Genomic DNA, 24,222 nt, shown 5'->3' on the forward strand with positions numbered 1-24,222 from the left:
CATGGATCTCGACGTGGCGCAGGTACGTGCCTTCGTGCGCACCGCCGAGGAACTGCACTTCGGGCGGGCGGCCGGGACCCTCGCCATCTCCCAGCAGGCACTGTCCAAGCGGATCGCGCGCCTGGAATCCCTGCTCGGGGCCGAGCTGTTCCGGCGGGGCCGCAGCAGCGTGGGCCTCACCGAGGCCGGGCAGCGTTTCCTCCTGCCGGCCCGAAAGGTCGTGGCCGCCGCGGACGCCGCTGTCGCGGCAGTGGCCGGCGCGAAGGATCCGCTGCGCGTGGACGTCTGGGGGCACCTCTATGCGCCGATGCGGACGCTGGCCCAGGTCGCCGGACGGGTCGGCGAGCTGACTTTGGGGCACGGGCGTGACCTGCCGTCGGTGATGACGGCACTGCTGCGTGGCGACATCGACGCGGCCTTCGGGCGCGTCCACCCCCCGCTGCCCGCCGGCCTTGCCCACCGCCTCGTCCGCCTCGAACCGGTGGATGCCCTGCTGAGCGAGGACCATCCGCTCGCAGCCGAACGAGCGCTGCGACCGGACCAGTTGCGCGACAGCGTGCTGTGGGCACCCGGACCACGGAACCGGCTCGACTTCCTCGATCGGTTCGCCGACCGGTTCGCCATCCCTTACACGGCGTCGAGCGTCAACCTGGGGCTTGCCCACTTCCTTGCCGAGGTGACAGAAGCGCCGTCGCGGTTCTCCCTGATACCCGCTGATGTGCCAAGGCCGGAGGTACCCGGACTGAGGTCCGTTCCCCTGGTCGGCCCCACGCCGCTGTACGCCTGGTCACTGCTGTGGCGCACCGGCGACGGGCACCCTGGACTCACCAGCCTCACCGCCGCCTGCGCGGAGGAGGCCGGGCGCAGCCGATGGCTGGAGTACGATCCGGCTCGCGACTGGCTGCCCGAACCGCCCGGCACTGCCCCGGCCCTACACACGCCGGTTCGAGAGGGTTAGCCTTGCCGCTGCGCCTTGAGTGCCGGTGTTGCGGCGCCCGTCGGCAAGGGGCGGGGGCGTAGGGGGCGGGCAGGGAAGGTCCGTCCTCCGGTTACCGGACGGGAGCGGGGGAAGTGGCGAGTCATGGGAGAACGGACTCTGTCTTCCCGGATACTGCCGGACCCGCTCGGAACGGGCCTCAGCTGCGCTGAAGCACGGGCGTCTGCCCGTGACGTGCTGGCGGGTCTCGATGTGTCCCCGGTCGGCGTGGAGGACGTGCTGACCGTCGTCTCTGAAATGATCTCCAACGCCAGCCGCCACGCCGGCGGCGCCACGGCCTTCCAGATCACCGCCCGGTCCGGCACCGTCACCATCGAAGTCTCCGACCGGTCACCCGCCACGCCCCGCGTACAGCCCTGGGCCCCGGACGTCCCCGGAGGCTTAGGGTGGCGTCTGGTCAACCAGCTCGCCACCACCCACGTGCACTTCCACCGAGGCGGCAAAACCGTCACGGCGACGCTCGCCACCGCCCCGACCCACCCCGCCTGACCACATCGGGTCAGCCGGCCTGCTGCTCGCCCCCGCCTGCACTTCGAACAGCGCCGTGCAGGTGGAGTATCCGGGCTGCGCGGAGAGGGTGGGCGTGCTGGGATCGGTGGGTGAAGGATCCATTCGGCTGTAGTGAGCCCGCCCAGCTGCTCCGCGTCTGCTTGGCCGACGAGGGCGCGGCGTGCCGGGCTGTCGCCGCGCGAGCCACTGATCCCGCGGACCTGGAGATGCTGCTGGACATGCTCGGGCTGCCGTCCAGCCCCTCCCCGGGCCCCGCCCGGCCCTGCCGGGCACCCGGTCCTCCCGAGGGGTCCCGGGTAGTGCCCTGAACGGACGCCTACGAGCTCGCCGCCCCGACGGCGGGCGTCGGGGCCTCCGGCCCGGGCCGGCGGGCGGGGTGGTCCGCCACGGGCGCCGTACGCGCGGCCTCGGCGCGCACGGCGTGTGCGCGCGGTACCCGCATGCGCACGGCCTGCCCGCCGCAGTGCGTCAGAGGTCATTCGCAGGCGGTGCCGTCGCCATCGCGGTCGAGGTGCGGGCCGAAGCCGGGGTCTCCACGGTGGATCGGAGCCGCACCCGCGTCCCTCACGGCCGTGCAGTTCCGGTAGCAGACACCGGGCGCAGCTCTGACGGGGGACGAGGACCCCGAAGATGAGCGCTGGTCTGCGTTCGGGCTGAGGGAGGACCGCGCAGTGCCGTCGCTGGACGCAGGCCGGGGGCGGGCCGGAGCGTCCTGCCCTGCTCGTGGCTTTGGATCGACGGGGGCGGCGGGGCCGGCGGGCACGGCGGGGCTGGTCCGGGTACGCGGCGCGGCCGTGACCGGGGCCGGTGCGTGAGGTGTCGGCGCGGGTGGCGTGGCCGTCCCGAGCGCACCGGGTCGCGCCGGAGGCGGCAGGGTAACGGTGGCTGTCACCACCGGCCGAGGGCCGGGCTTCGCAGCTGTCTGCGCGGACTTCGTCCCGGAACCGGCGAGGACCAGGACCAGGAACCAGACGCACGCCAGCGTGACCGACACGGCCTTGCCGGCCTTGTCCCAGCGGGCCGTGAACGCCAATGCGACGCCGAGCGGCGGCAGGAGGAGCGTGGCGAAAACCACGACGGGCACAGCCAGCGCGGGATGCCAGCGGCGCGGCACGCCGGGCTGCGCCACTGCGTGGGGAGCAGGGGCCACGACGTCCCGTACACCGAGGCCTGGGGCTCAGGGCGGTCACGGGCACCCGTGGCGAGCACCCCCGTGGTTCGCCACGGCGTATGCGCGGCCGTCCTGGTGCTGCGCGGTGCGTGCGGTGGGGTCAGTCGGTGGGGGAGTCGTCCGGTCGCCGCGTGCCGGAGGGGCGGAACCGGGTGATGCGGTCCGCCGGGACGATGGTGGGGAGGAGGAAGCTCCACAAGTCCGTGACACGGGTGTGCAGGTCCTGGCGGCGGGTGCGGACGTGCGAGGTGATCTGGATGCCCGTGAACGCGCCGACGAGCAGGGCCGAGAGCGCGTCGACGTCCAGCGCGGGGTGGATGTCACCGACCCGCTGCGCCGGGGCCAGACAGCTGCGGCAGGTGTCGATCCAGGCGTCGTAGGGGGTGGGGTCGGGGCTGGTGAAGGAGCCGAACTCGATGACCAGGCGGATCCCGGCACGGATACGGACGTCGGTGCGCAGCCCATGGGCCATCCGGTGGGTCAGGTCGATGACGGTCTGGAGCCCCGGGTCCTCGGTCGCCGGAAGCTGCTGCGAGATCTGGAACTGTTCGTCCATCAGCGTACGGGCGAGCGCCTGCTTGGACGGGAAGTGGAAGTAGAGGGCCCCCTTGGTGACTCCGGCGTGCTTGACGACGTCGCTCAGGCTGGTGCCCTCGAACCCGGAACCGTCGAACGCGACGGCCGCGCCGTCGAGGATGGCCTGGCGGGTGATCTCGGCCCGTTCCTGTCTGGCCCTCGCCACGTGGTCGTCCTCCCGGTTCGCTGTCGGCGGATGTCTGCTGGGGATCACTGCGCCGTCAATGTAATCGGGTGACCTGAAAGAAAACCAGTCGGCAGGTACTTTTTTATGAGAATGGGAGCAGGGGCGGTCGCGCCGCCCCCGACGGCCCAAGTGCCCGTCCCCGCGGCGTCAGTTGCGGAGGACAGCCAGGTAGCCCGGTACGGCCGTTCTGGGGCGGTCAGGGTTCGATGAGGCCCACGCGGATGGCGTAGCGGGTCAGTTCCAGGCGGTCGCGCAGGCCGAGTTTCTGCAGGAGGTTGGCCCGGTGGCGCTCGACCGTCTTGGCGCTGATCACGAGGAGGTCGCCGATCTCCTTCGACGTGTGCCCCTCGGCGACGAGCTTGAGGATCTCCTCCTCGCGTTCCGTGATGGGCCGCGCCGGGAGGTCCGCGCCGGTGCGGGCGCGGTCGAGGTACGTGCGGACCAGGGTGGTCTCGGCGCCCGGGTAGATGAACGGCTCGTCGCGCAGGGCCGCGCGGCAGGCCTCGACCAGGTCGCGGTCGGCGACGGACTTCAGGACGTAGCCGCTGGCACCGGCCCTGAGGGCCTCGAAGAAGTACTGCTCGTTGTCGTACATGGTCAGCATCAGGATCCGCAGGCCCGGCCGCAGCCGGGAGAGTTCCCGCGCGGCCTGCAGACCCGTCTGGCGCGGCATCGCGATGTCGAGGATCGCGAGGTCCAGGCCCGGGTCCTCGCGGGCCCGCAGGACGGCGTCCGCACCGTCGTCCGCCTCGGCGACGACGGTCAGGTCCGGTTCGGCGTCGAGGATGAGCCGTACGCCGCTGCGGACGAGGGCGTGGTCGTCGGCGAGCAGGATGCGGGCCGGTGCGGTCATGAGCTGGATCCCCCGTGATGGTCTGCAGTGACGTTCAGGCGTACATCGGTACCGCCGCCCGGCCCCGGCCCCACGAGCAGCTCGGCGCCGATCAGCAGGACGCGTTCGCGCATGCCCCGGATCCCGGCACCCTCCGGGGCGCCGCCGAGGCCGCGCCCGTTGTCGCGGACGAGCAGCGCCGTGCCGCCGCCCGGCACCGGACGCAGGTGCACCTCCACCCGGGTGGCCCCCGAGTGGCGGGCCGCATTGGTCAGGCCCTCCTGCGCGACGCGGTACAGCACCAGCTCCGTCGCCGCGTCCAGGGGCGGAAGCCCCGGCGTGATGTGGGTGCTGACGCCCAGCCGGGACGTGGTGAACTCCGCGGCGAGCGACCGCAGGGCGCTGTGCAGGCCCAGCTCCTCCAGGACCCCCGGGCGCAGCCGGCGGGCGATGCGACGGATCTCGTCGAGGCTGGCCCGGGTGGTCTCCTGCGCCTGGTGCAGGTCGGCGCGCACCGGCTCCGGGATCCGGTCCGCGGCGTGCTTGATCTGGAGCAGGACCGCGGTCAGGGTCTGTCCGACCTCGTCGTGGAGCTCCTGCGCGATGCGGTGACGTTCCTCCTCCAGCGCGGACAGGACCCGCCCGCTGCTGGTGGCCCGTTCCGCTTCGAGCCGGTCCAGCATCGTGTTGAACGTCCCGGTCAGCTCGGCGATCTCGCCCTGACCGGTGACCTGCGGCCGGACGCCCGGCTTGAGCAGGTCGACCGTCGCCATCGCCCGGCTCAGCCGCCCCAGCGGGGCCAGCCCGATCCGCAGCAGTACCGCGTTCAGCACGAGCATCGCGGCCAGCCCGGCGACCAGCACGATCGCCTCCCCGAACAGCACCGGCGTCGACACGGTCACCGGCCCGAACAGCAGCAGTACCGCGCCGACGAGCACGGCGGCGTTCAGCAGGAAGATCCGCCAGTACAACGACATGGCAACGCTCCTCTCCGGCCCGGTGCGCCCGTCCCCGTACCCTCCCGGTCCCATCCCGTCCATGGTCCCCCGACATCGCCCGCACATCCCGTGCGGCGCGCTGTGAGCACAGGCCTGACCTGCGGCGGAACCCACTTCCCCGCCCCATCCTCACCAGCCGGGCGGCCCGCTGTCCATCCGTGCCGACACCCATATTCCGGACATGGCAAACATGGCAGCATGAGCCCCGCCGCGCCGGTTCCGCCTGCCTGGATCCGCCGCGCGCCGCACCACCGTCACAAGGCTCACAACACGAGGGGGATGGGCTGTGCCTGCTCCACGGATGCGTACGACGCCGCTGCCCGGCATCGGCGTCCAGTACGACCTCACCACCCGCGAACACCGCAACCTGTCGGTCATCGCACACCGGGACGGCACCCGCACGGTCAGCCTGTACCGGGCGGACGATCCCGACGCCTGTGCCGAATCGCTCCACCTCACGGGAGGGGAGACGGCGTCGCTGATCGACGCCCTGATGCCGGCGCACCACAGCCCGAACCTCCTGCACACCACCGACCTCGGCCTGGTCGCCGAGCGCGTCGAACTGTCCGCCCACTCGCACTGGAACGGCCGCCTCCTGGGCGAGACGAGGATGCGCACCGAGACGGGCGTCTCGATCGTGGCGGTCCTGCGACGGGCCGAGGCCCGCCCCTCCCCGGCCCCCGACTTCCGCCTGGCCGGCGGGGACACCCTCATCCTGATCGGCACCCGCGAGGGCGTGGACGCCGCCGCCGAGATACTCGGTCGGGAGTGATCGCGTGCATTCTGCCGTCTTCCTCATCGAGTTCGGAGCGATCATCCTCGGGCTGGGCCTGCTGGGCCGGGTCGCGGGCCGCCTGAAGTTCTCACCCATCCCCCTGTACCTGCTCGCCGGGCTCGCCTTCGGGACCGGTGGCCTCCTCCCGCTGGGCGCGAGCGAGGAGTTCGTCGCCATCGGCGCCGAGATCGGCGTCATCCTCCTGCTGCTGATGCTGGGTCTGGAGTACACGGCCAGCGACCTCGTCTCCAACCTCAAGACCCAGTACCCCGCCGGGATCGTCGACTTCACCCTCAACGCCCTGCCCGGCGCCGCCGCGGCCCTGCTGCTCGGGTGGGGGCCGGTCGCCGCCGTCGTCCTCGCGGGCGTCACCTGGATCTCGTCCTCCGGCGTCATCGCCAAGGTCATGGGAGACCTCGGCCGGCTCGGAAACCGCGAAACGCCGGTCATCCTCAGCATCCTGGTCCTCGAAGACCTCGCCATGGCGGTCTACCTCCCGATCATCACCGCCCTCCTCGCCGGGGTCAGCCTGGCGGCGGGCAGCCTCACCCTGGCCATCGCCCTCGGTGTCGCGGGCGCGGTGCTCTTCGTCGCCGTCCGTTACGGCCGCCTCATCTCCCGTTTCGTCTCCAGCGACGACCCGGAGAAGCTGCTGCTCGTGGTCCTCGGGCTGACGCTGCTGGTGGCGGGCATCGCCCAGCAGCTCCAGGTCTCGGCCGCCGTCGGGGCGTTCCTGGTGGGAATCGCCCTGTCCGGCGAGGTCGCCGAGGGCACCCACACGCTGCTGAGCCCGCTGCGCGACCTGTTCGCCGCCGTGTTCTTCGTCTTCTTCGGCCTGCACACCGACCCGGCGAGCATCCCGCCCGTCCTGCTGCCCGCCCTCGCGCTCGCAGTCGTCACCGCCGGTACGAAGATCGCCACCGGGTACTGGGCGGCCAAGCGGGCCGGTATCGGCGTCAAGGGCCGTTGGCGGGCGGGCGGCACGCTCGTGGCCCGCGGTGAGTTCTCCATCGTCATCGCCGGTCTCGCCGTCACCGCCGGCATCGAACCGGCGCTGGGCCCGCTCGCCACCGCCTACGTCCTCATCCTGGTCGTCATCGGGCCGCTCACCGCCCGCTACACCCAGCCCGTCGCGGCCTGGTTCGCCGAGCGCCGGGGCCCCGACGGCGGTCCCGCAGCACCCGTGCCCGACACCGCCGCGGCCCCACCGGAACCGGCCTCCCGGGAACGCTAGGTCGGGTCCGCACAGTCCCTCCCCGCCATCGCCGGGAGGGCCCCGCCCCGGTGGGACGCCCCGTGTGGGTGTCCTGCCGGTCGGGCCGGATCAGGGCAGGCGCCCGCGGTCCCGGCGGGGCGCGCCGGAGCGGATCAACGCCAGACCGGCCGCGATCAAGCCGGCCGCGAGGAGCATGCCGTGGGGCAGGACGGCGCCGGCGACGGCCGCGGCGAGGGCCGCGGTCAGGGCCAGCGCCGGAACGGCCGCCGGCCGGCCGGGCCGGTCCCGGCCCGGCGGGCGCCCGGACCGCGGCCGGCCGTGCGCGTGCGCGGCCCGTACGACGCGGGTCTCATCGTCCCGGTGGGGCATCGCCGCTCCTCTCGGGTCCGCCCGCGCCGCTCCCACCGGAGGGTCTGCGGACGGACAGCACCGTGACCTGCACGGCGCGTTGGGGGCCGGAGGCCGGGGCGGGAGCGCTGACGCGCCGGCACCGCACCCCGCCCGCAACGGAAGTGGTCCTCCACCCCACCATCACCCGGCGTGCCGGCCCCGCACATCGGGGCCGGCACCCATCTTCGGGACCCGCGTCACGGCCGCTCCGCCGACACCGACACCGTCGCCTGCACCGTTGCCGGAGCCACCGCCGGTGGCTCCGCGCAGCGCAGGGTGTCACCGGTCACCGGCGCGCCGTCGGCGATGTTGCGGTCGTAGGTGACGGTCCTGACCGGGACGGGTTCCGTGCCGACGGCGACGTCGAAGAGCGCGTCGTGACCGGGCACGGCCTCCAGCCGGGAACCGGGCAGTGCGGCCGCGAGGGTCGCCGCGTGCTCCTCCTGGCCCGGGGCGTACCGGATCACCGGCGGGCCCGTGGGCCGTACCAGCGGAGCGGACGCGGAGGTGTCGCTCACGACGAAGCCGTTGCGGCCCAGCGCGGCCGCCACGGCGGCGTCGTCCACGCGGACCGCGATGGCCGCGGGATTGGTCGGCGCCGGTGTCTGCGCGACGGGCTGGATCCGGGTGTCGCCGGTGATCGGACGGTCCGCGCCCAGGGCCTCCCACAGCGCGGCCGACCGGGCCTCGTGCCACACCAGGGTGGAGCCCACGCCCGGCACGCGGTGGTCGAAGAGCCGGATCGGTACGGTGGCGAACTCGGTCCGCTCCGCACGCAGCCGGCCGAGGGCCCACCCGATGCGGATCAGGTCGCTCGCGCCGGTCCGTTCGTCGGTGCGCACGGTCTTCAGCAGGGTGTGGACGGTCCGCGCCGTGCGCAGCGGGCTGGACAGGGCGCCCTCCACGGTGAGCCGGGCCAGCAGATCGTTGACCACGCGCTGCTGGCGTCGGACGCGACCCAGGTCGCCGGGCCTGAGGTTGACGTGCCGGGCCCGGACGTAGCGCAGGGTCCGGTTGCCGTCGGTGTGGTGGCGGCCGGCCCCGATGTCCAGGCCGGAGTTCTCGTCCTTCAGCGGCCGGTCCGTGCACACGGTCGCGCCGCCGAGGTTGTCGACGGTCTGCTCGAAGCCGGTGAAGTCCGTCTCCAGGTAGTGGTCGACGTGGAGCCCGGTGGCCTTCTCCACGGTGGCCACCGTGAGGGGGCCGCCGCCGAGGGCGAACGCACCGTTGATCTTGCCGCTGCGCGCGGGGACGGCGGTCCCGGCGTATTCGACGTAGGAGTCGCGCGGGATGGAGACGACGCTCGCCCGGCGCTGGTCCGCGGACAGGTGCACGAGCATCATGACGTCGGTGCAGTTGCAGCCCTTCCCGCCCACGTGGAGCCGGTTCTTCTCGGCGGTCGAGAGCCCCGCGCGGCTGTCGATGCCCACGATCAGGATGTTCGTGCCGCGCCCGCCGACCGCGGCGGCCGCGGTCTGGGCGGATACGGCCTGCGGGCCGACCAGGGCGCCGCAGGAGAGGGCGGTGACGCAGGAGAGAGCGACGGCGATTCGACGCAACGCGGATCCCCCAAACAGGACGGATTATCGTAAATCGTGACTGTAGGGGTCGTCGGGGGAGTGGCCGCCGCGTCACACGCCGGTGTCACCCGCGCGGCGGGCGCCGGTGCTCACTCGCCGTTGGCGGAGAAGTGCTGGTAGTCCGGGTTGGCCCAGCGGCCGCCCCACTGCCAGCCCACCTCGCGGAAGGCGGCGTGGACCGCGTCGTCCCGGTGGATCTGCCCCGCGCGGGCCGGGGAGCGGCGCAGGTGGGCGCGCGCGTCCGGCGGGTGGACGACCCCGTGGATGTCGACGTACGGGTTCTCGGCGGGGTTGATGTCGACCGCGTCGCCCCAGGCGTGCTGTGACAGGCGCCGGGGATCGCCGGTGACCGGCCGGCAGTTGAAGGCCGAGGTGTTGTCGTCGGCCATGGCCTGCGCGTCGTCGCGGTACTCGGCCATCACGCGCATCCGCCGGATCGGGAACCGGGTTTCGTAGGCCCGCTCGAACACGTGGAGGACGGGGCGGACGGCGTTCTCGTGGACGACCATCTCGCCGGCGTGCGTGCGGCCGTCGAACCCCCAGTGGTTCATCCGGACGAGCCGGAGCCGGTCCGGCGGGACCGGGCAGCCCACCCGGTAGGAGGCGCCCAGCTTGTCCTGCGGCACGGTGGTCACCCGCGCGGTGAACCGGGCCGGCGGGTCGGGCGGCCCGGCCGGCAGCCGCTGCGGGGCCGCCTGCGTGGAGCAGGCCAGTGCGGCCGCGCAGAGGGCGGTCGTCACGGCCGCGGCCGCGGTGGTGTGGCGCACGGGACAAACGCTACGGCGATCGCCGCGGCCGGGCATGCCGGGCGGGGCCGCTCGGGAGTCGCGGCGGGGCCGTTCGGGAGTCGCGGCGGGGCCGTTCGGGAGTCGTGGCTGTGCCGCTCGGGCGCGTGCGCGAGGCCGGCGGCCTCCGTGGTGGGGCCCCGGGGCGGGCGCCGGGCGGGCACCGCAAGGACGCCGGGGCGGGGCCCGGCGCTCGGCTCAGCAGCCGATCGGACCCTCGTCGGTCGTCCCGCACTCCGCGTCGCCGCTCCGGACGACCGTCGCGCACAGGGAGCCCTCCACCTTGCCCAGCAGGCGGGCCAGCTCGGCGCGTTCGGCGTCGTCCAGGCCCTCCAGGGTCCGGCGCTCCAGCTCGCCCCAGGCCCCGCGGACCTCTACGAGCAGCCCGCAGCTCGCCTCGGTCGCCTCGACCAGTGAGGCCCGGCGGTCCGCCGGGTCGGGGCGGCGCCGTACGTGCCCGGCCTGTTCGAGGCGCTGGAGCATCTTGGTCACCGTCGAGGGGTCGAGTCCGACCGCCTTGATCAGCTCCGACTGGCGGACGGCCCCGCTGTCCCACAGGTGCATCATCAGGAACTCCTGACCCGGGTGCAGTCCCAGGTCCCGCAGGAGACGGCCCGCGGCGATCCGGTGGAGCCGGGCCACCCGGCTGATCGCATGGCTCACCGGCCCGTCGAGCACGGCGCTGGGCGCCGCCGCGCACTGCGGGGGCGTGCGCGTGTCGGGGGCGGTTTCCGCGGTCATGGCTCGCTCCTCCTGTGCCGGCGCCTCGGGGGTCCGGTGGGGCGGGGATCCTGCTGGACGGGCGCTCGTACCCGTCGATCCTACCCACTCCCAGATTTTACCTTGGTCGACCAAGTAATGGGGTACGCTGCTTCTCAGACATTCATTGGCCGACCAATTAATCTGTGAGGCAGGCATGACCACCGCATTCGACCCGGTCCGCATGGCGGGCAGCACCCTCTCCAACCGGATCGCCCTGGCCCCGATGACCCGCAGCCGCGCGGGCGCGGGCGGCGTCGCCACCCCGCTCGTCGCCGAGTACTACACCCAGCGCGCCTCGGCCGGCCTGATCATCAGCGAGGGCGTGCAGCCCTCGGTCGTCGGACAGGGCTACCCCTTCACCCCCGGCCTGCACAGCGCGGAACAGGTCGCGGCCTGGCGCGAGGTCACCGACTCCGTCCACGCGGCAGGCGGGCGGATCTTCGCCCAGCTGATGCACTCCGGCCGCATCGGCCACCCGTCGCTCCTGCCCGACGGACTCGTCCCGGTCGCCCCGTCCGCGGTCACCCCCCGGGGGCAGCTGTTCACCGGTGAGGGCATGAAGGACTTCGTGACCCCGCACGAACTCACCGGTGACGAAGTGCGCGCCACGATCGACGACTTCGCCGGCGCCGCCCGAAACGCCATCGAGGCCGGCTTCGACGGCGTGGAGCTGCACGGCGCCAACGGCTACCTGATCCACCAGTTCCTGGCCCCCGGGTCGAACCTGCGCACCGACGAGTGGGGCGGCCCCGTCGAGAACCGGATCCGCTTCGCGGTCGAGGTGGTCAGGGCGGTCGCCGCCGCCATCGGCGCCGAGCGCACCGCCCTGCGCGTCTCGCCCGGCAACCCGTACAACGACATTTCCGAGCCCGAGCCGCTGCCCGTCTACGAGGCGCTGGTCAAGGAGATCGACGGCCTCGGACTGGCCTACCTGCACGTCCTGGAATCCGCTCCCGAGGCGCGCGAGGCGACCCTCGCCCTGCGCAAGCGGTTCTCCGGGCTCTTCGTGCTGAACCCGGCCACCGAAGGCCCCACAGACCACCGGGCGCTCGCGCTCGTCGAGGACGGCACCGCCGATCTCCTCGCCTTCGGCGCCCTGTTCCTCGCCAACCCCGACCTGCCGGGCCGGCTGCGCACCGAAGGCCCGTACAACACCCCGGACCCGTCCACCTTCTTCGGGGGCGACGCCCGCGGTTACACGGATTACCCCACCCGTTGAGGACCGTCGGGTCGTGTCCCCCGGTGGCTGCCTGCCCGTGACGGCGGGATCCCGCCCGCCGTCACGTACGGCGTGCCCTCGTGTGCGTCAGCCGCGGTGCTGGTGTCCGCGGCGGCCCCAGGACTCGGTGTCGACGACGTTGCCGCGGTGGTCGCGGAGCGTGGCGGTGTCGCGGTCGTTCCAGATCTGCCGGTTGCGGTCCTGGTAGAGGTCGTGGCGGGTGTCGCGGCCCTGCCCGGTGTGGACCTTGACGGCGGAGCGGCCGTCGAGGCGGAAGTCGGGGAAGCGGTAGCGGTTGCCCTGCTGGTCGGTGAGGGTGTAGCCGCGGAGGTTGACGCTGTGGCGGCCGGTGTTCCTGATCTCGACCCATTCACGGTTCAGGGCGCGGTTGGAGCGGTCGTGGCGGGCGGGGCTGTCGTACTGGACGTCGCCGATGACCAGGGAGGAGTGGGGTCCGCGGTGGTCGCGGCGGTGGTCGTCGGCCGCGGCGGGCAGGGCGGCGGCCCCGATCAGGGTGCCGGCGGCCAGCAGGGTGGCGAGCACGCGGCGGGTGGCGAGAGAAGCAGACATGGAGGACGTACCCCTTCGACGTCAGTGGTTCCCGGCGTCCTGCCGAGGAGCCACACTCTGGCCGCCACCTCCCGCGCATCACGGCACATAAAGCTCGTGTTGCCCAAACCCGACATATCCATAACTCTCCCGTGTGACAACCGTTTCCGAGAGTGATTGCGTACCTACGCAACGTGAGCAGGAGGTGGTGTCCCGCCCGTGATTCAGGGGGCGGCGTCGCCGCGGTCGTGCTCCAGCCGGAGCAGCTCCGGCAGGTCCGCCAGCCGGTCGAGCCCCCGAACCGGTTGCGCGGTACGGGCGTTGTGCAGCAGCCGTTCCCGATGGCGGTGGAGGAAGGACCAGTACCCGGTCGTGTAGGGGCAGGCGTCCGGGCCGCTGCGGGAGCCGGGCCGGTAGCGGCACGGCCCGCACAGGTCGCTCATCCGGTCGATGTAGGCGCCGCCGGAGGTGTAGGGCTTGGTCGTCATCCGGCCGCCGTCCGCGTACTGCGACATGCCGACCACGTTCGGGAGCATGACCCAGTCGTAGCCGTCGACGAACGAGCGGTGGAACCAGTCGGTGAGCGCGGCCGGGTCCCAGCCCCGCTGGAGCGCGTAACTGCCCAGCACCATCAGCCGCGGGATGTGATGGGTCCAGCCGGTGTCCCGGACCTGGCGCAGCACGGTCGACAGGCACCGGGCCGTGACGGCGTCCGCATCGAGGTCGTCCCACCAGCCCGGCAGCGGCCGCGTGTGCCCCAGGACGTTGGACGTCCGGTACTCCTCGCCGAAGTGCCAGTACAGGTGCCAGACGTACTCCCGCCATCCGGCGATCTGCCGGATGAAACCCTCGGCGGAGTTGAGCGGGGCGTTACCGGCCCGCCAGGCGGCTTCGGCGCGTTCCACGCACTCGGCCGGATCCAGCAGTCCGAGGTTGAGGGACGAGGACAGCAGGCTGTGGCTGAGCACCGGGTCGGCGGCGAGCATGACGTCCTCATGGGCTCCGAACCCCGCGAGCCGGTGCTCGACGAAACGCCGGAGCGCGGCCAGCGCCTCCCGTCGTGCGGCCGGGAAGATCCGAGGGCCGTCCCGGCCGACGAACACGATCTCGCCGGACCGCTCCCAGCGGTCGAGGTCCTCCCGGACACCGGCGTCGATGTCGTCCTCGCGGGGCCGGTACGGGGCCGGAGCGCCGAGGGTCCGCGCTCCCCGCGGCGGGGGCTGCCGGTTGTCGTGATCGAGGTTCCACCGCCCTCCTGCCGGTTCACCGCCCTCCATCAGCAGGTCGAGGTCGCGCCGCACGTGGCGGTAGAAGCTCTCCAGGCGCAGCCCGCCCTTCGGGTGCTGGGCCGCCCACCGCGCGAACTCCTCGTGGGCCAGCAGGAAGCCGCGGGCCGGCAGGACGGTCACGTTGTCGAGCGTGCCCACCAGGGCCGCGGCCGCCCGGGACGTGGGGTGGTGCACCGTGACGGGCGAGCCGCCGACGGCGCGGCGCAGGCCCTCACGGTAGGTGTCGGCCTTCACGTAGACGACGCGCTCGCCCAGCTCCGCGGCGCGGTGACGCATCGCGGAGAGCACCAGGTGCGCCTTGGCCCGGTGGAACCGGCGGCGACGGAAGACCGCCCGCGACTCGATCATCACCAGCGGGGCGTCGCGGGGGACGCCGCCCTCACCGGGCTCGATGAAGGCGGGGCCCAGCTGATCGCCGAAGAGCCAGTGCGCGTGGGTCATGCGGCCGTCCTTTCCACACGAGTGCATACGTCCCTACCGGTACTTCCCCGATGTCCGGCATTTCGGACGCACCCTCAGGGGTGGCCCGCGGCGCCGCATCCGTTCGGGCCGCCCGGTCCGAAGAGGACGCGGAGGAGGCGTCCGCGAGCGGCGGGCGCGATCCGGCAGCGGAGGCGGGGCCCGATGGGCGGACAGCACGTGTGGCGGGTGGCGGCCGACGCGGGGCGCCCGGACGGAGGCGCGTGCCCGCACCGCGACCTCCTGGAGGACTTCCGCCCCGCCCCGGCCGCGTCGCCCGCCGCCTGCGCGGGCTGTCTGGCGCGCGGGCTGGCCTGGGTGCGGCTGCGTCAGTGCGCGACCTGCGGGTACGTCGGATGCTGCGACAGCTCCAAGGGACTGCACGCCCACGGGCACCATGTGGCGAGCGGACACCCGGTCGCCGTGTCGCTGGCGGCGGACGAGGACTGGGCCTGGTGCTTCCTCGACGAGGTCTTCCTGGTCCGCGCCGCAGGCGACGCGGACGCCCCGCCCGATCCGCCCGCCGAACAGCGACCACCCCGACGGGAGGCCCCATGAACACGGACGACACGAACACGGACGACACCAACACGGACGACACGAGTACGGGCGAGACGAGTACGGGCGGCGCGCGCAAGCACAGCGCGGTCCCGCGCGGGACGGAATCGGTGTGGGACTACCCCCGCCCGCCGCGGATCGAGCCCGACGCACGCCGCGTGGTGGTGCGCCACGCGGGCGTGGTCCTCGCCGACTCCCGCCGCTGCCTCCGCGTGCTGGAGACGAGCCATCCGCCGGTCTTCTACGTGCCGCGGGCCGACGTCCGCACGGAAGCCCTCCGTCCCTCGGCGAACCGGAGCTTCTGCGAGTGGAAGGGGACGGCCACCTACTGGACCCTCGGCCCGCAGTCCGGCCGCCCGCCCGTGCCCGACGTCGCGTGGAGCTACGAGGCGCCGAGCCCGGGCTACGCGCCGATCGCCGGCCATCTCGCCTTCCGCGCCGACCGGCTGGAGTCGTGCACGGTGGACGGGGAACCGGTGCGGGCCCAGCAGGGCGGCTTCTACGGCGGATGGATCACGGACGAGATCACGGGCCCGTTCAAGGGACAGCCCGGCAGCCTGGGCTGGTGACCCGGCCCCGGACCGACCAGGGCGTGTCGTTCGTACCGTGCCGGGCGGCCGGTCCGAACGGCACGCCCCAGGGCTCAGCGGCGGGCGTCCACCACCGCCAGGAGCTTGCCGCTGGTCGGGCTGCGGTCCAGCGCCGCGCCGTCGACGGCCTCCACCGCCAGGTCCAGCAGCCCTTCCGCCACCGCCGACCGCAGCTCCGGGTAGCCCGCCAGGAAGACCTCCCGCAGCCGTGCCGGGTCCGTCGCCGCGCCGCGTTCCACCCGTACGGTGAGCCGCTCGCGCGCGTCCCCGGCGTCGAGGCGGACCTGCAGTTCACCGCGGTGCCCGCCGGGTTCCGCGGCCAGGTCCACCAGCCGCCGGTGGTTCAGGAAGTACGTCGCCACCCGCATCACGTCACCCGTGCGGCCGCGCAGTTCGAAGCGGGGAGCATGGCGGCCGCACGGACAGCGGCCCGGGACCTCCCGGCCGAGGTCACCGATCACGTACCGGCCGAGGTCCTGGCCGCGCCGCGCGTGCGTGGAGAACACCAGCCGGCCCGTCTCGCCCGGCGCCACCGGCCGGTCCTCCGCCAGGTCGAGGACCTCCATGGTGTGCAGGTCGGCGTGCAGGTGGTGGATGCCGCCGGAGCTCTCGGTGCACTGGTAGCCGAGCGGGCCGAGGTCGGTGCTGCCGTACGTGATCGAACGGATCACCTCGATCCCGAAGGTCTCCTTCAGCGCCCGCTGCTGCTCCGCGGTGAAGTGCTCACCGCCGTAGAAGACCTTGCGCAGACCGCCGTACGCCCGCAGCGCGTCCGCCTCCGCGTGCAGCAGCTGCCACAGGTAGGAGGGCATCCCGAACAGGGTGTCCGCCCCGTGCTCGATCAGCGCCCGCGCCGTGGCGCGGTGATCAGGGCCGGCCGACAGCGGCAGCTGCACGCCCCCGAGCCGTTCCAGCACCGAGAAGAAGCTGATGAAACTGCCGTACATGGCACCGCAGTAGAACAGGTTGGCCGTACGGTCCCCGACCGGGTCGTAGCCGGCCGCGAGCAGGCCGCGGGCGGCGGCGTGCATCTGCGTGTCGTAGTCGTCGTAGCTGAAGACCGACAGCGCGGGCGCGCCGGTGCTGCCGCCGCTGCGGAAGTACAGCTCGGCATCGGCGCGCGCCAGCCGGCGCCCCGGCTCCTGCACGTCCTCCTTCCCCAGCAGCGGGCCCGCGGGCGCCGGCAGGAGCACGGGCCGGGCCAGGTCGTCCAGGCAGGCGGTGGTGGCGAAGAGCGCCGGATCGGCCTGCACCGCGACGCGGCGGCTGTAGCGCTGGAGGGCGTACACCCCGTCGTGCGGCTCGCCCGCGTAGCTCTCCAGCATCGACCCGACCGGCGTCACCCGGGTGACGCCGGCGGCCAGCACGGTGCGGGACAGCTCGGCGATGTCGGTCCGGCTGCCCGCGAGCCCCGCCGTCTGCAGGTAGCGGCGCATCGGGCGCAGGGTGGTGATCATCCGCTTCCGCGGCAGCGGCTTCACCCAGACGCTGCGGTACAGCGGCGACGCCGTCAGCGGGGACCGGGTGTCGGCCATGACCCGCCACGAGCCGTCGGGGGCGGCGAACACACGGGTGAGACCGAGGTGTTCCTCCAGCCGGGCCACGAGCTCGGTGGTGGTCAGCTCGGCCGCCTCCGCCGGGTCCGGGTCCGCCGCGGACACCGTGCCCACCGCGGGCGGCCGGGCCGCGAGCACGGCGGCGAAACGCTCGGCGAAGGCGAACACCTCGGCCTCGTCCTCGGTGTCGAGGTACACCACCTGGGGGCTGGAGCAGGCCTGCTGCTCGTGCAGGCACACGTCGTCCGCGAGCGCCCCGAGCGTCACGGCGTCCGACCAGGCGTCGCTCGTCAGGTAGGCGAAGGAGATCCGGTGGCCCCACTCCACCAGTCGGCACCCGGCCGGCACATGGGCGGCCACGCCTTCCACGGCGCCCTCCCCGCCCCACACGGCGACGGCGTCCGCGGGCGCGCACATCAGGCGCAGCCACTCCTGCCGCGACGACGGGAACCGCAGCACGACGATCCGCGCGGCCAGCGCACCACTGGGGTCCAGGGCCGCCAGCTCGGCCATCAGGTGCTGGGTGAGCAGGCTGTCGGTGCTGCTGGTCCTGAGGATGTTGACGTTGCCCGCGAGCAGGCCCTCGACGATGCTCAGCGGTGCCACCGTCGCCGCGTTGCCCGGGGCGATGTGGGCGACCAGGCCGACCGGCGCCCACGCCTCGTAGACGGTCTCGCGCGGATCGGCCCGGTTCAGCCGGCCCGGAGCCGTGCCGCCCAGCTCCCGCCGCAGCTTGCGGGTCAGCTCGCGCCGGCCGAGGAGAGCGCCGAGTTCGGCCAGCACGGACGGGTCCTCGCCCTCGGGCAGGTGTGCCGCGAGCCGGCCGTGCACGGGGTGCGCCGGGTCGCACAGCGCGCCGGCGAGGGCGTCGCAGGCGGCCAGCACGGTCTCGGTCTCCAGGTCCGTGGCCAGCGCCGCCTCGACGGCGGCGGGCAGCCCCGCGAGGCGCCGCCCCGCCTCCTCGTCGCCGATGAAGGAACCCTGCCAGTAGTGGTGGTGCACGCTCATGGTCACGCCATTCCCTTCATCAGTTCGGCCGCGGCAACGGCGCAGCTCCGGTTGCGGCTCACCCCGGCCCGGCCGTGGACGGTGAACCAAGGGGTCTCCAGTTCGCACCCGCACGCCCCGCCGGGCTGCAGGGAGGCCAGGTCGCCCATCACCACGCTCTGCGCCGGCACCGAGGTGATGTACGGCGACACGAGGTGCAGGTAGCCGCGCTCCCCGTACGGCAGGGGCTCCAGGGTCCGGGTGGAGCGGATCGTCACCCGCGACCAGACGGGAGCGTGCAGCCGGTGGTGGTCGCACTCGATGTACGGGATGCAGTGCTCCACCGACCCGAAGGTGTCCCGGATCCGGTCACCGGGGATGCCGAGCTGCTCGGTGACGCGTGCGTACAGCTCCTCCTTCTCGATGCGCCGGTCGGCGTGGCCCTTCCAGCCGCCGCCGAGGACGACGAGCGAGCCCTCCGGCAGGCGCAGCGGCGCCGTCCCCATGGCCCGCATCCGCTCCAGGGTGAAGAAGAGGAAGGCGGGGAAACCGAGGATGCGCACCGGGGCGTCCTCCCGCTCGAAGCGGCGCAGCGCGGCGATGCAGCCGAAGGGGTCGAACTCGTGGTCGCCGCCGGTGTTGCGCAGGGCGTACTCCACGCTGCGCGCCGGGGCGAAGTCGCACAGGTAGTTGTCGGTGAAGGCGGTGCCCAGGTTCAGGGACGGGGCCGGCTCGTAGCTGTAGAGGAGGTAGTTGACCTCCTGGTCCGGGGTGATCCAGCCGTTGCGCTCGAAGATCCGGGCGACCATGCGCTGGGCGGAGCGGATGGTCCAGTGGTCGAAGAACATCTGCGACTTCTGGCCGGTGGTGCCGGACGAGGTCAGGTGCAGTTCGACGTCCTCACGCGGGACGGAGAGCACCTCGTGCCGCTTGAAGAAGTTCGCGTGGACGAGCGGCGTGCGGTACGGCTCCGCCGGGGGAGTGGCCTCGTGGAGGGAGCGGAAGAACGGGGAACGCTCGGTGTGCCAGGCGTTGGTCTCCGCCATGGCGGCGGCGAACAGCTCGTCCACCGCGGGTCCGTGGGCGTAGGGGTCGGTCAGGTCGCACAGCTGCTGCACGTGGGGCAGGAGGGCCGGGTCGGGCACGGTGACCGGAGCGAGATGGGGGTTCGTGCGGCTCGCGGGCTTCATGGGGTCGATGTGCTTCACGGGGTCGATGTGCCTCACGGGGTGGGTGGGCTTTACAGGGTGGGTGGGCTTCTCAGGGTGGGTGGGGTCTTCGGAATCGATGGGGCGTGTCGGGCTCATGGGGCAACCTCGGATGATGTGGGCAGGTGGGCCGACGCCCAGGCCGTGGCGTAGCAGTCCAGGTACGGCTGGAGGGGCGGTTCGACGGCGACGCCGCGGAAGTCGATCCGCTCGCTGGAGCGGGACAGGACGGCGTAGTCGTGGAAGCCGTCGCCGTCCGCGCGCATCGCCGGGTAGAGGGCTCCCGCGACGAACCCCTGGGTCAGGAAGGCGGAGAGGGCCTCCTGGTGCGCGAGCGGCACCAGCGCCTCCACGTAGCCCGCGCCGGCGCGGGCCAGGGTCCGGGTGACGGCTTCGAGGTGGGAGGCGGCGGCGGCCGGGTCGGGGTGGGCGGTCAGCAGGGAGCAGTACCCGCCGGCGCGGTTGAGGTAGGCGTAGACCTCGAACCGGCCGTCCTCGGGCGTGAGCAGTACGTTCGGGGTGTGCAGCGGGTAGAACCAGCCCTCCGCGCCCGGGAAGCGCTCGCGGAAGCGGCGGCGTACGAACGCCGGGGCCTCGATCAACTCCAGCCGCTCGGGGGCCCCGTGCAGTGCGGCCGCCGCCGGTGGCCGGCCGGAGGCGGCGCGGACCCCCGGGTAGCCGATGCCGAGGGCGGCTCCGGTCGTGCGCAGCAACGGCAGCAGGGCGGCGGGTACTTCGGTGACGGGCACCCGACGGTCGAGCACCCCGGGGGAGTGACGCGCGTAGAGCGCGAGGCTCTCGCGGCTGCGCAGATCCACCGCGTTGGGCAGGATGCCCAGCGGCCGGAAGCCGTTGCGCGCGACGACCCGCTGCGGGCCGGAGCCGACGGTGCGGACCGTCGCGTACACCGAGTCCAGCCGGCCGGTGTCCAGCATTTCGGCGCAGAGCGCCCCGGTCAGGGTGGCCGCCAGACCCGCCGAGCGGTGCTCGGGGTGCACGGCGATGCCCTCCAGCCGGGCGATGCGGCTGCCGGCCTCGCCGTGGATGGCGGCGGACGCGGCCAGGGCCCCGGTGCCGGGACAGCGGGCGACCAGCCAGAGGGAGTGCGGGTCGGCCATGAGGCGGGCCATCTCGGCCGGGTCCGTACCGAGGGCGACGGGGTAGTGCGGGCCGTAGACGGCGTAGTAGAGCTGGCGCAGTTCGGCGATGTCCGCGCCGCCGGCCCGGGTGATGACGGGACTCACCGGGAGCCTCCCACGGTCTCCGGGCGTGCCGCGGACGCCGGTGCCGCGGCTCCTGCGGGTGCGGGTGCGGGTGCGGCGGAGGGTGCTGCGGCGGGTGCCAGGGCGGGCGCTGCGGCGGCTGCCGGTTCGGGCGTACGGGACCCCAGCAGGGCCAGCGCACAGGCGGCGGGCAGCAGGCCGATGCCCTGGACCAGGCAGAGCGTCTGTGGCGGGAGGAGGTCGCCGGCGGAGCCGAAGACCAGGGACGCCACCGGCAGGGAGGCGCCCAGCACGGCCTGCATCACGGCGAAGAAGCCGGGCTTGTCGGCGGTCGGCACCAGCCGCTGGAAGAGCGCCACGAAGCGGACGCTGACGGCCCCGGCGCACCAGCCGGCCACCGCGAGGCAGCCGGCGACGACCGGGCGCTGGGCGAACAGTCCGGGCAGCGCCAGCGCCAGGGCCATCAGGCCCAGGCAGTAGGCACCGGCGACCGTCGGCCGCCCCGGCACCCGGGTGCCGGTGAAGGCGCCGACGAGGGCGCCGCCGCCCAGTGAGGCCTCCAGCAGGGCGACCGTGCCGCCGCCGCCACCGAGGACGGAGCGGGTGTAGAGGGGGATGACGACGAACACGGCGGCGGTGAAGAGGTTCGCCGCGGTGAAGCAGACCAGGATGCGCCTTACGTAGGGCAGTTCACGGAGGATGTGGCGCAACGGGCGCCGCGCGGCCTGGTCGGTGGCGGCCGGGTCGGCCGGATCGACCGGGTCGGCCGCGTCGGCCGGGGCGCTGTGCGGGGTGCCGGCGGTGGTGCGGAAGCGCGCGCTCGCGACGAGGACGGCGGCCCCGGCGTAGGCGGCCGCGCAGCCGACCGCCAGCCCGGCCACGCCCGCCCGGTCGACCGTCAGGGCACCGAGCAGCGCTCCGCCGAGGCCCGCCAGGGACTGGGTGGACAGCTCGAAACCGGTCGCGGTCTCGATGTCGGCGTCGTCGACGAGCTCGGGCACCGAGGTGGTCAGGCACGGGTCGAAGAACGCCTGGCAGGTGGCCAGCGCCAGCGCGGCGGCGTAGACCCCGGCGAGGGGCGGTCCGCCGCCCTGCGCCCACACGGCGAGGACGCCCGCGGTGGCGGCGGCCAGACCGGCCGCGTTCCGCAGGACGGAGCGGTGGGCGAAGCGTCCCACCGCACCGGCCACCACCGGGGCCAGCACCACGGCGGGCAGCGTGCAGGCCGCCATGAACAGGCCGGAAGCCAGCCCGCGGGCGTCGTGCACGGCGTACGCCACGATCCACCAGGACACGCCCACCTGGAACATGCGGACGGCGGCCTGCGTGAGCACCTGGCCCAGCCACACGGCGGCGAAGGCGCGGTTGCGCAGGATCAGCGGGGCCGAGGAGCGGGGGGCGGTCATGCCGTCGGCCTCTCGTCGAGGACCCGGACGAGCTTGCCCGAGCGCGGGTTGACGGCGAGGTCGCGGTGGCGCGCCCATTCCACGGACAGCGGGTGCACGAAGCCGGCGCGGACGCTGTCCGGGTAGAGCGGGCGTACGGTCTCCAGCTCTGCGACGACGGCCCGGGCGAGCGCCTCGCGCCGCTCCGTGGCCCGTTCGTCCCCGGGGGCGGTCGCCAGCCGCAGGACGAGCCCGTCACGGCCCTCCCAGCGGCGGACGACGAGCTGCATGCCGACCACCTGCCCGGCGGTGTCGGCCGCGGCCACGGCGTCCTGGGCGTCCTGGGTGTAGAGGGAGACGGGGCCGACCCGTACGCCTTCTTCGGCGCGTCCGAGGATCCGGAAGTGCCCGGGCCCGGTGCCGGTCCACTCGGCCCGGTCGCCGGCCGGGTAGCGGATGATCGGCATCAGGCGGCGGAACAGGCTGGTGACGACGACCCGGCCGGGGCGACCCGGTTCGGTGATGGGCTCGTCCGTGGAGTCGTCGAGGATCTCGACGAGCGAGTGCGGGATGAAGGTCCGGTGCACGCGGCTGTCGTCGCCGGGCACGGGACGGCCGAGCAGGCCGGCGTCGACGCTGGCGTAGCCGACGGAGCGGGCCTCGGCGCCGGGGAACGCCGTGGCCAGCAGTCGGCGCTGGTCGTCGAAGAGCGCTTCGCCGCCGAAGAGGAGCAGCTCGACGGAACCGAGCCGGACACCGGACGCGAGGACCTGCTCGGCGAGCCGGCACAGGGTGGTGGGCGTGCCGGCCACGACCTCGGCGCCGAGGTCGCGCAGCGTGGCGATCGTCGATTCCGGCGGCGCGCCGCCGCCGATGGGGAGGCGGACGTTGTCCACGGGCGCGTGGGCGAGCGAGTCGAGGACGAAGAGGAAGCTGGCGTACAGCTCCCCGGCGTAGAAGAGGTCGGCGACGCGGTGTCCCGGGCGCAGCCCCGCGTCGACGAGGCCCTGCCCGAAGGTGGTGACGAAGGTCCGCCACTCGTCCCGGGTGTAGACGGAGAACTTGGGGGACCCGGTGGTGCCGCCGGTCTTGTAGACCGTGGCTTCGCTGAGCGGGCCGGTCAGGACGCGGCTGTCCTGCAGGGTGTTGGCCGCCCAGAAGGACTCCTGGTCGACCACCGGAAGGTCGGTGAGGCGGTCCGCGTGCGGCGGCAGGGACGCGTAGAGGTCCCGGTAGAAGGGCGAGTTGTGACGGGCGAAACGTATGAGGTCCGAGAGTTGCTGGGCGGACATGGGCCTTTGCCTAGGTGATGGAAGTGGGACGGGAGCCACGGCGGGGCACGGCGCGTGTGAACCCGCCTGCCGCATCTGCCGGTACGAACGGGGGACCCCCCGGCGCCCCCGCCTCCTCGACGCACGCCGAAAGCTGACGTGCAGTCATGATGATGAAACATCAGTACGCAATCCACCAAATTGACCGAAGATTCCCGGCCATTGCGGCAACATTCAACAATTCTTCCGCCCCTGCGGCCTGGCGGCCTGGCGGCCTGGCGGCCTGGCGGCCTGGCGGCCTGCGGCCTGCGGCCTGCGGCCTGCGGCCTGCGGCCTGCGGCCTGGCGGCCTGGCGCCCCTTCGCCCTCCGCCCCGGTGGCCTGCCGGCCTGCGGTCCCAGCCTGCCGGCCTGCCGGCCTGCGGTCCCAGCCTGCCGGCCTGCCGGCCTGGGGGTGTCGGGCCCGGCCTCGGCCTGCGGCCCGGCCTCGGCCTGCGGCCCGGTCTCGGCCTGCGGCCCGGTCTCGGCCTGCGGTCCGGCGACTGCTGGAGGGGGTGTGGCCTGGGGGTGGAGTGACAACATGTTGTCTGTGTGGCATCATGGTGTCATGTTGCGGTGTCGCCTTCGAGGCGACGCGCACCGGACCCCCGTCCACCCCCCTGACTCACCGGAGCGGCAAGGAGCCCCTGATGACCACCCACACCGCCACCGACGCCATCAGCCGACTGCAGGCCGCCATGGAGCGAGGTGCGGCCGCGCGGCCGCGGGTCGGCGGGTTTCCGTACCTCGCCGAGAGCCTGCGCCAGGCCGGTGTGAGGCACTGCCGCATGGCCGTTCCCTCCAACGCGTTCCTCTACCTGACCGAGCACGGCCACGTCGTCGTCCAGGGCGAGCCCCTCGTCACCGGCTTCGCCGTCGCGCCGCCCTTCGACCGGGAAGGCCTGATCGCGGCGCTGCGCGCGGACCAGGCCGGCGAGACGACCTTCCCCGAGTTCGTCAGCGGCTGCTGGGACGCCGGCGTCGTCTGGTACGACGTCGACACCGCCGCCCGCACCTGCACCTACCACGGCGCGGGCGGCGACTCCTACACCGAGGACTACCCGTCCGTCGTGCTCCCCTGAGCGCACCGCAGGACCGGCGACGCACCCGCA

Annotated in this window: 23 protein-coding genes; 8 read left to right on the forward strand and 15 right to left on the reverse strand. The window is 73.6% G+C overall.

The genetic code is table 11. The annotated features are described in order from the left end of the window. Nucleotide 1: 1 nt before the first annotated feature. Nucleotides 2–958 (forward strand): LysR family transcriptional regulator, encoded by a 957-nt coding sequence (locus AC2RP6_RS35550; protein WP_486449934.1) that lies wholly within the window; start codon nucleotides 2–4, stop codon nucleotides 956–958. A 123-nt stretch (nucleotides 959–1,081) separates the two neighbouring features. Continuing rightward, a complete protein-coding gene (locus tag AC2RP6_RS35555; RefSeq protein ID WP_486449935.1) occupies nucleotides 1,082–1,486 on the forward strand; it encodes an ATP-binding protein in 405 nt (134 codons plus the stop codon). A 496-nt stretch (nucleotides 1,487–1,982) separates the two neighbouring features. On the opposite strand, the gene AC2RP6_RS35560 is transcribed toward AC2RP6_RS35555, so the two are convergent. The 4 genes from AC2RP6_RS35560 to AC2RP6_RS35575 form a co-directional block, all read right to left on the reverse strand. Next, nucleotides 1,983–2,657, reverse strand: coding sequence for an excalibur calcium-binding domain-containing protein (locus AC2RP6_RS35560; RefSeq protein WP_486449936.1), 675 nt, complete (start codon nucleotides 2,655–2,657; stop codon nucleotides 1,983–1,985). Nucleotides 2,658–2,778: 121 nt separating this feature from the next. Continuing rightward, nucleotides 2,779–3,420: a ScbR family autoregulator-binding transcription factor gene (locus AC2RP6_RS35565; RefSeq protein WP_486449937.1), complete on the reverse strand. Its 642-nt coding sequence runs from the start codon at nucleotides 3,418–3,420 to the stop codon at nucleotides 2,779–2,781. Between the two features lie 217 nt (nucleotides 3,421–3,637). After that, a complete protein-coding gene (locus AC2RP6_RS35570) occupies nucleotides 3,638–4,294 on the reverse strand; it encodes a response regulator (RefSeq protein WP_486449938.1) in 657 nt (218 codons plus the stop codon). Then, nucleotides 4,291–5,250 (reverse strand): HAMP domain-containing sensor histidine kinase, encoded by a 960-nt coding sequence (locus tag AC2RP6_RS35575; RefSeq protein ID WP_486449939.1) that lies wholly within the window; start codon nucleotides 5,248–5,250, stop codon nucleotides 4,291–4,293. The genes AC2RP6_RS35570 and AC2RP6_RS35575 overlap by 4 nt, the downstream gene beginning before the upstream one ends. A gap of 322 nt (nucleotides 5,251–5,572) precedes the next feature. Here AC2RP6_RS35575 and AC2RP6_RS35580 point away from each other — a divergent pair, with 322 nt between their 5' ends. Beyond that, entirely contained in the window at nucleotides 5,573–6,043 is a 471-nt protein-coding gene (locus AC2RP6_RS35580; protein ID WP_486449940.1) for a cation:proton antiporter regulatory subunit, read from the forward strand. A 4-nt stretch (nucleotides 6,044–6,047) separates the two neighbouring features. Next, the gene (locus tag AC2RP6_RS35585) at nucleotides 6,048–7,280 is read left to right on the forward strand and encodes a cation:proton antiporter (RefSeq protein WP_486449941.1); all 1,233 of its coding nucleotides are present in this window, start codon (nucleotides 6,048–6,050) and stop codon (nucleotides 7,278–7,280) included. Nucleotides 7,281–7,370: 90 nt separating this feature from the next. Here the strand turns inward: AC2RP6_RS35585 and AC2RP6_RS35590 are convergent, their stop codons facing one another. From AC2RP6_RS35590 to AC2RP6_RS35605, 4 genes are all read right to left on the reverse strand, one after another. Further along, nucleotides 7,371–7,631, reverse strand: coding sequence for a DUF3040 domain-containing protein (locus AC2RP6_RS35590; RefSeq protein ID WP_486449942.1), 261 nt, complete (start codon nucleotides 7,629–7,631; stop codon nucleotides 7,371–7,373). Between the two features lie 218 nt (nucleotides 7,632–7,849). Continuing rightward, a complete protein-coding gene (locus AC2RP6_RS35595) occupies nucleotides 7,850–9,211 on the reverse strand; it encodes an LCP family protein (protein ID WP_486449943.1) in 1,362 nt (453 codons plus the stop codon). Nucleotides 9,212–9,321: 110 nt separating this feature from the next. Next, nucleotides 9,322–9,999, reverse strand: a complete 678-nt coding sequence (locus AC2RP6_RS35600; RefSeq protein WP_486449944.1) for a M15 family metallopeptidase — start codon at nucleotides 9,997–9,999, stop codon at nucleotides 9,322–9,324. Between the two features lie 216 nt (nucleotides 10,000–10,215). Then, nucleotides 10,216–10,758, reverse strand: a complete 543-nt coding sequence (locus AC2RP6_RS35605; protein ID WP_486450564.1) for a MarR family winged helix-turn-helix transcriptional regulator — start codon at nucleotides 10,756–10,758, stop codon at nucleotides 10,216–10,218. Between the two features lie 202 nt (nucleotides 10,759–10,960). Between AC2RP6_RS35605 and AC2RP6_RS35610 the strand changes: the two genes are divergently transcribed. Then, nucleotides 10,961–11,998 (forward strand): alkene reductase, encoded by a 1,038-nt coding sequence (locus AC2RP6_RS35610; RefSeq protein ID WP_486450565.1) that lies wholly within the window; start codon nucleotides 10,961–10,963, stop codon nucleotides 11,996–11,998. Between the two features lie 87 nt (nucleotides 11,999–12,085). Here the strand turns inward: AC2RP6_RS35610 and AC2RP6_RS35615 are convergent, their stop codons facing one another. Then, complete coding sequence (locus AC2RP6_RS35615; RefSeq protein WP_486449945.1) at nucleotides 12,086–12,568, reverse strand: lamin tail domain-containing protein; 483 nt, start codon at nucleotides 12,566–12,568, stop codon at nucleotides 12,086–12,088. A gap of 203 nt (nucleotides 12,569–12,771) precedes the next feature. Then, nucleotides 12,772–14,277: a cryptochrome/photolyase family protein gene (locus AC2RP6_RS35620; protein ID WP_486449946.1), complete on the reverse strand. Its 1,506-nt coding sequence runs from the start codon at nucleotides 14,275–14,277 to the stop codon at nucleotides 12,772–12,774. Nucleotides 14,278–14,460: 183 nt separating this feature from the next. Here AC2RP6_RS35620 and AC2RP6_RS35625 point away from each other — a divergent pair, with 183 nt between their 5' ends. Together AC2RP6_RS35625 and AC2RP6_RS35630 are read left to right on the forward strand one after the other, a co-directional pair. Continuing rightward, on the forward strand, nucleotides 14,461–14,853 hold the full coding sequence (locus tag AC2RP6_RS35625) for a UBP-type zinc finger domain-containing protein (protein ID WP_486449947.1): 393 nt from the start codon (nucleotides 14,461–14,463) through the stop codon (nucleotides 14,851–14,853). Further along, nucleotides 14,850–15,422: a DUF427 domain-containing protein gene (locus AC2RP6_RS35630; RefSeq protein WP_486449948.1), complete on the forward strand. Its 573-nt coding sequence runs from the start codon at nucleotides 14,850–14,852 to the stop codon at nucleotides 15,420–15,422. The genes AC2RP6_RS35625 and AC2RP6_RS35630 overlap by 4 nt, the downstream gene beginning before the upstream one ends. Before the next feature lie 74 nt (nucleotides 15,423–15,496). Here the strand turns inward: AC2RP6_RS35630 and AC2RP6_RS35635 are convergent, their stop codons facing one another. The 5 genes from AC2RP6_RS35635 to AC2RP6_RS35655 all read right to left on the reverse strand — a co-directional run bounded on the left by AC2RP6_RS35635 (nucleotide 15,497) and on the right by AC2RP6_RS35655 (nucleotide 23,094). Further along, nucleotides 15,497–18,007, reverse strand: coding sequence for an acyl-CoA reductase (locus tag AC2RP6_RS35635; RefSeq protein ID WP_486450566.1), 2,511 nt, complete (start codon nucleotides 18,005–18,007; stop codon nucleotides 15,497–15,499). 2 nt (nucleotides 18,008–18,009) lie between these two features. After that, a complete protein-coding gene (locus tag AC2RP6_RS35640; protein ID WP_486450567.1) occupies nucleotides 18,010–19,176 on the reverse strand; it encodes a LuxE/PaaK family acyltransferase in 1,167 nt (388 codons plus the stop codon). A 113-nt stretch (nucleotides 19,177–19,289) separates the two neighbouring features. Continuing rightward, entirely contained in the window at nucleotides 19,290–20,438 is a 1,149-nt protein-coding gene (locus AC2RP6_RS35645; protein WP_486449949.1) for a GNAT family N-acetyltransferase, read from the reverse strand. Next, on the reverse strand, nucleotides 20,435–21,823 hold the full coding sequence (locus AC2RP6_RS35650; RefSeq protein WP_486449950.1) for an MFS transporter: 1,389 nt from the start codon (nucleotides 21,821–21,823) through the stop codon (nucleotides 20,435–20,437). The genes AC2RP6_RS35645 and AC2RP6_RS35650 overlap by 4 nt, the downstream gene beginning before the upstream one ends. Further along, entirely contained in the window at nucleotides 21,820–23,094 is a 1,275-nt protein-coding gene (locus AC2RP6_RS35655) for a phenylacetate--CoA ligase family protein (RefSeq protein WP_486449951.1), read from the reverse strand. Before AC2RP6_RS35655 ends, AC2RP6_RS35650 begins: the two co-directional genes overlap by 4 nt. Before the next feature lie 666 nt (nucleotides 23,095–23,760). Between AC2RP6_RS35655 and AC2RP6_RS35660 the strand changes: the two genes are divergently transcribed. After that, nucleotides 23,761–24,192, forward strand: a complete 432-nt coding sequence (locus AC2RP6_RS35660) for a DUF1398 family protein (protein WP_486449952.1) — start codon at nucleotides 23,761–23,763, stop codon at nucleotides 24,190–24,192. Nucleotides 24,193–24,222: the final 30 nt, after the last annotated feature.

This window comes from Streptomyces sp. WAC03905, from assembly GCF_057371075.1.

Bases quoted from the DNA above. Each gene is read 5' to 3' on its own strand.
- AC2RP6_RS35550 (WP_486449934.1), top strand. From the start codon at position 2: ATGGATCTCGACGTGGCGCAGGTACGTGCCTTCGTGCGCACCGCCGAG.
- AC2RP6_RS35555 (WP_486449935.1), top strand. From the start codon at position 1,082: ATGGGAGAACGGACTCTGTCTTCCCGGATACTGCCGGACCCGCTCGGA.
- AC2RP6_RS35570 (WP_486449938.1), bottom strand. From the start codon at position 4,294: ATGACCGCACCGGCCCGCATCCTGCTCGCCGACGACCACGCCCTCGTC.
- AC2RP6_RS35575 (WP_486449939.1), bottom strand. From the start codon at position 5,250: ATGTCGTTGTACTGGCGGATCTTCCTGCTGAACGCCGCCGTGCTCGTC.
- AC2RP6_RS35580 (WP_486449940.1), top strand. From the start codon at position 5,573: ATGCGTACGACGCCGCTGCCCGGCATCGGCGTCCAGTACGACCTCACC.
- AC2RP6_RS35590 (WP_486449942.1), bottom strand. From the start codon at position 7,631: ATGCCCCACCGGGACGATGAGACCCGCGTCGTACGGGCCGCGCACGCG.
- AC2RP6_RS35605 (WP_486450564.1), bottom strand. From the start codon at position 10,758: ATGACCGCGGAAACCGCCCCCGACACGCGCACGCCCCCGCAGTGCGCG.
- AC2RP6_RS35610 (WP_486450565.1), top strand. From the start codon at position 10,961: ATGGCGGGCAGCACCCTCTCCAACCGGATCGCCCTGGCCCCGATGACC.
- AC2RP6_RS35615 (WP_486449945.1), bottom strand. From the start codon at position 12,568: ATGTCTGCTTCTCTCGCCACCCGCCGCGTGCTCGCCACCCTGCTGGCC.
- AC2RP6_RS35620 (WP_486449946.1), bottom strand. From the start codon at position 14,277: ATGACCCACGCGCACTGGCTCTTCGGCGATCAGCTGGGCCCCGCCTTC.
- AC2RP6_RS35625 (WP_486449947.1), top strand. From the start codon at position 14,461: ATGGGCGGACAGCACGTGTGGCGGGTGGCGGCCGACGCGGGGCGCCCG.
- AC2RP6_RS35630 (WP_486449948.1), top strand. From the start codon at position 14,850: ATGAACACGGACGACACGAACACGGACGACACCAACACGGACGACACG.
- AC2RP6_RS35635 (WP_486450566.1), bottom strand. From the start codon at position 18,007: ATGAGCGTGCACCACCACTACTGGCAGGGTTCCTTCATCGGCGACGAG.
- AC2RP6_RS35640 (WP_486450567.1), bottom strand. From the start codon at position 19,176: ATGAAGCCCGCGAGCCGCACGAACCCCCATCTCGCTCCGGTCACCGTG.
- AC2RP6_RS35650 (WP_486449950.1), bottom strand. From the start codon at position 21,823: ATGACCGCCCCCCGCTCCTCGGCCCCGCTGATCCTGCGCAACCGCGCC.
- AC2RP6_RS35655 (WP_486449951.1), bottom strand. From the start codon at position 23,094: ATGTCCGCCCAGCAACTCTCGGACCTCATACGTTTCGCCCGTCACAAC.
- AC2RP6_RS35660 (WP_486449952.1), top strand. From the start codon at position 23,761: ATGACCACCCACACCGCCACCGACGCCATCAGCCGACTGCAGGCCGCC.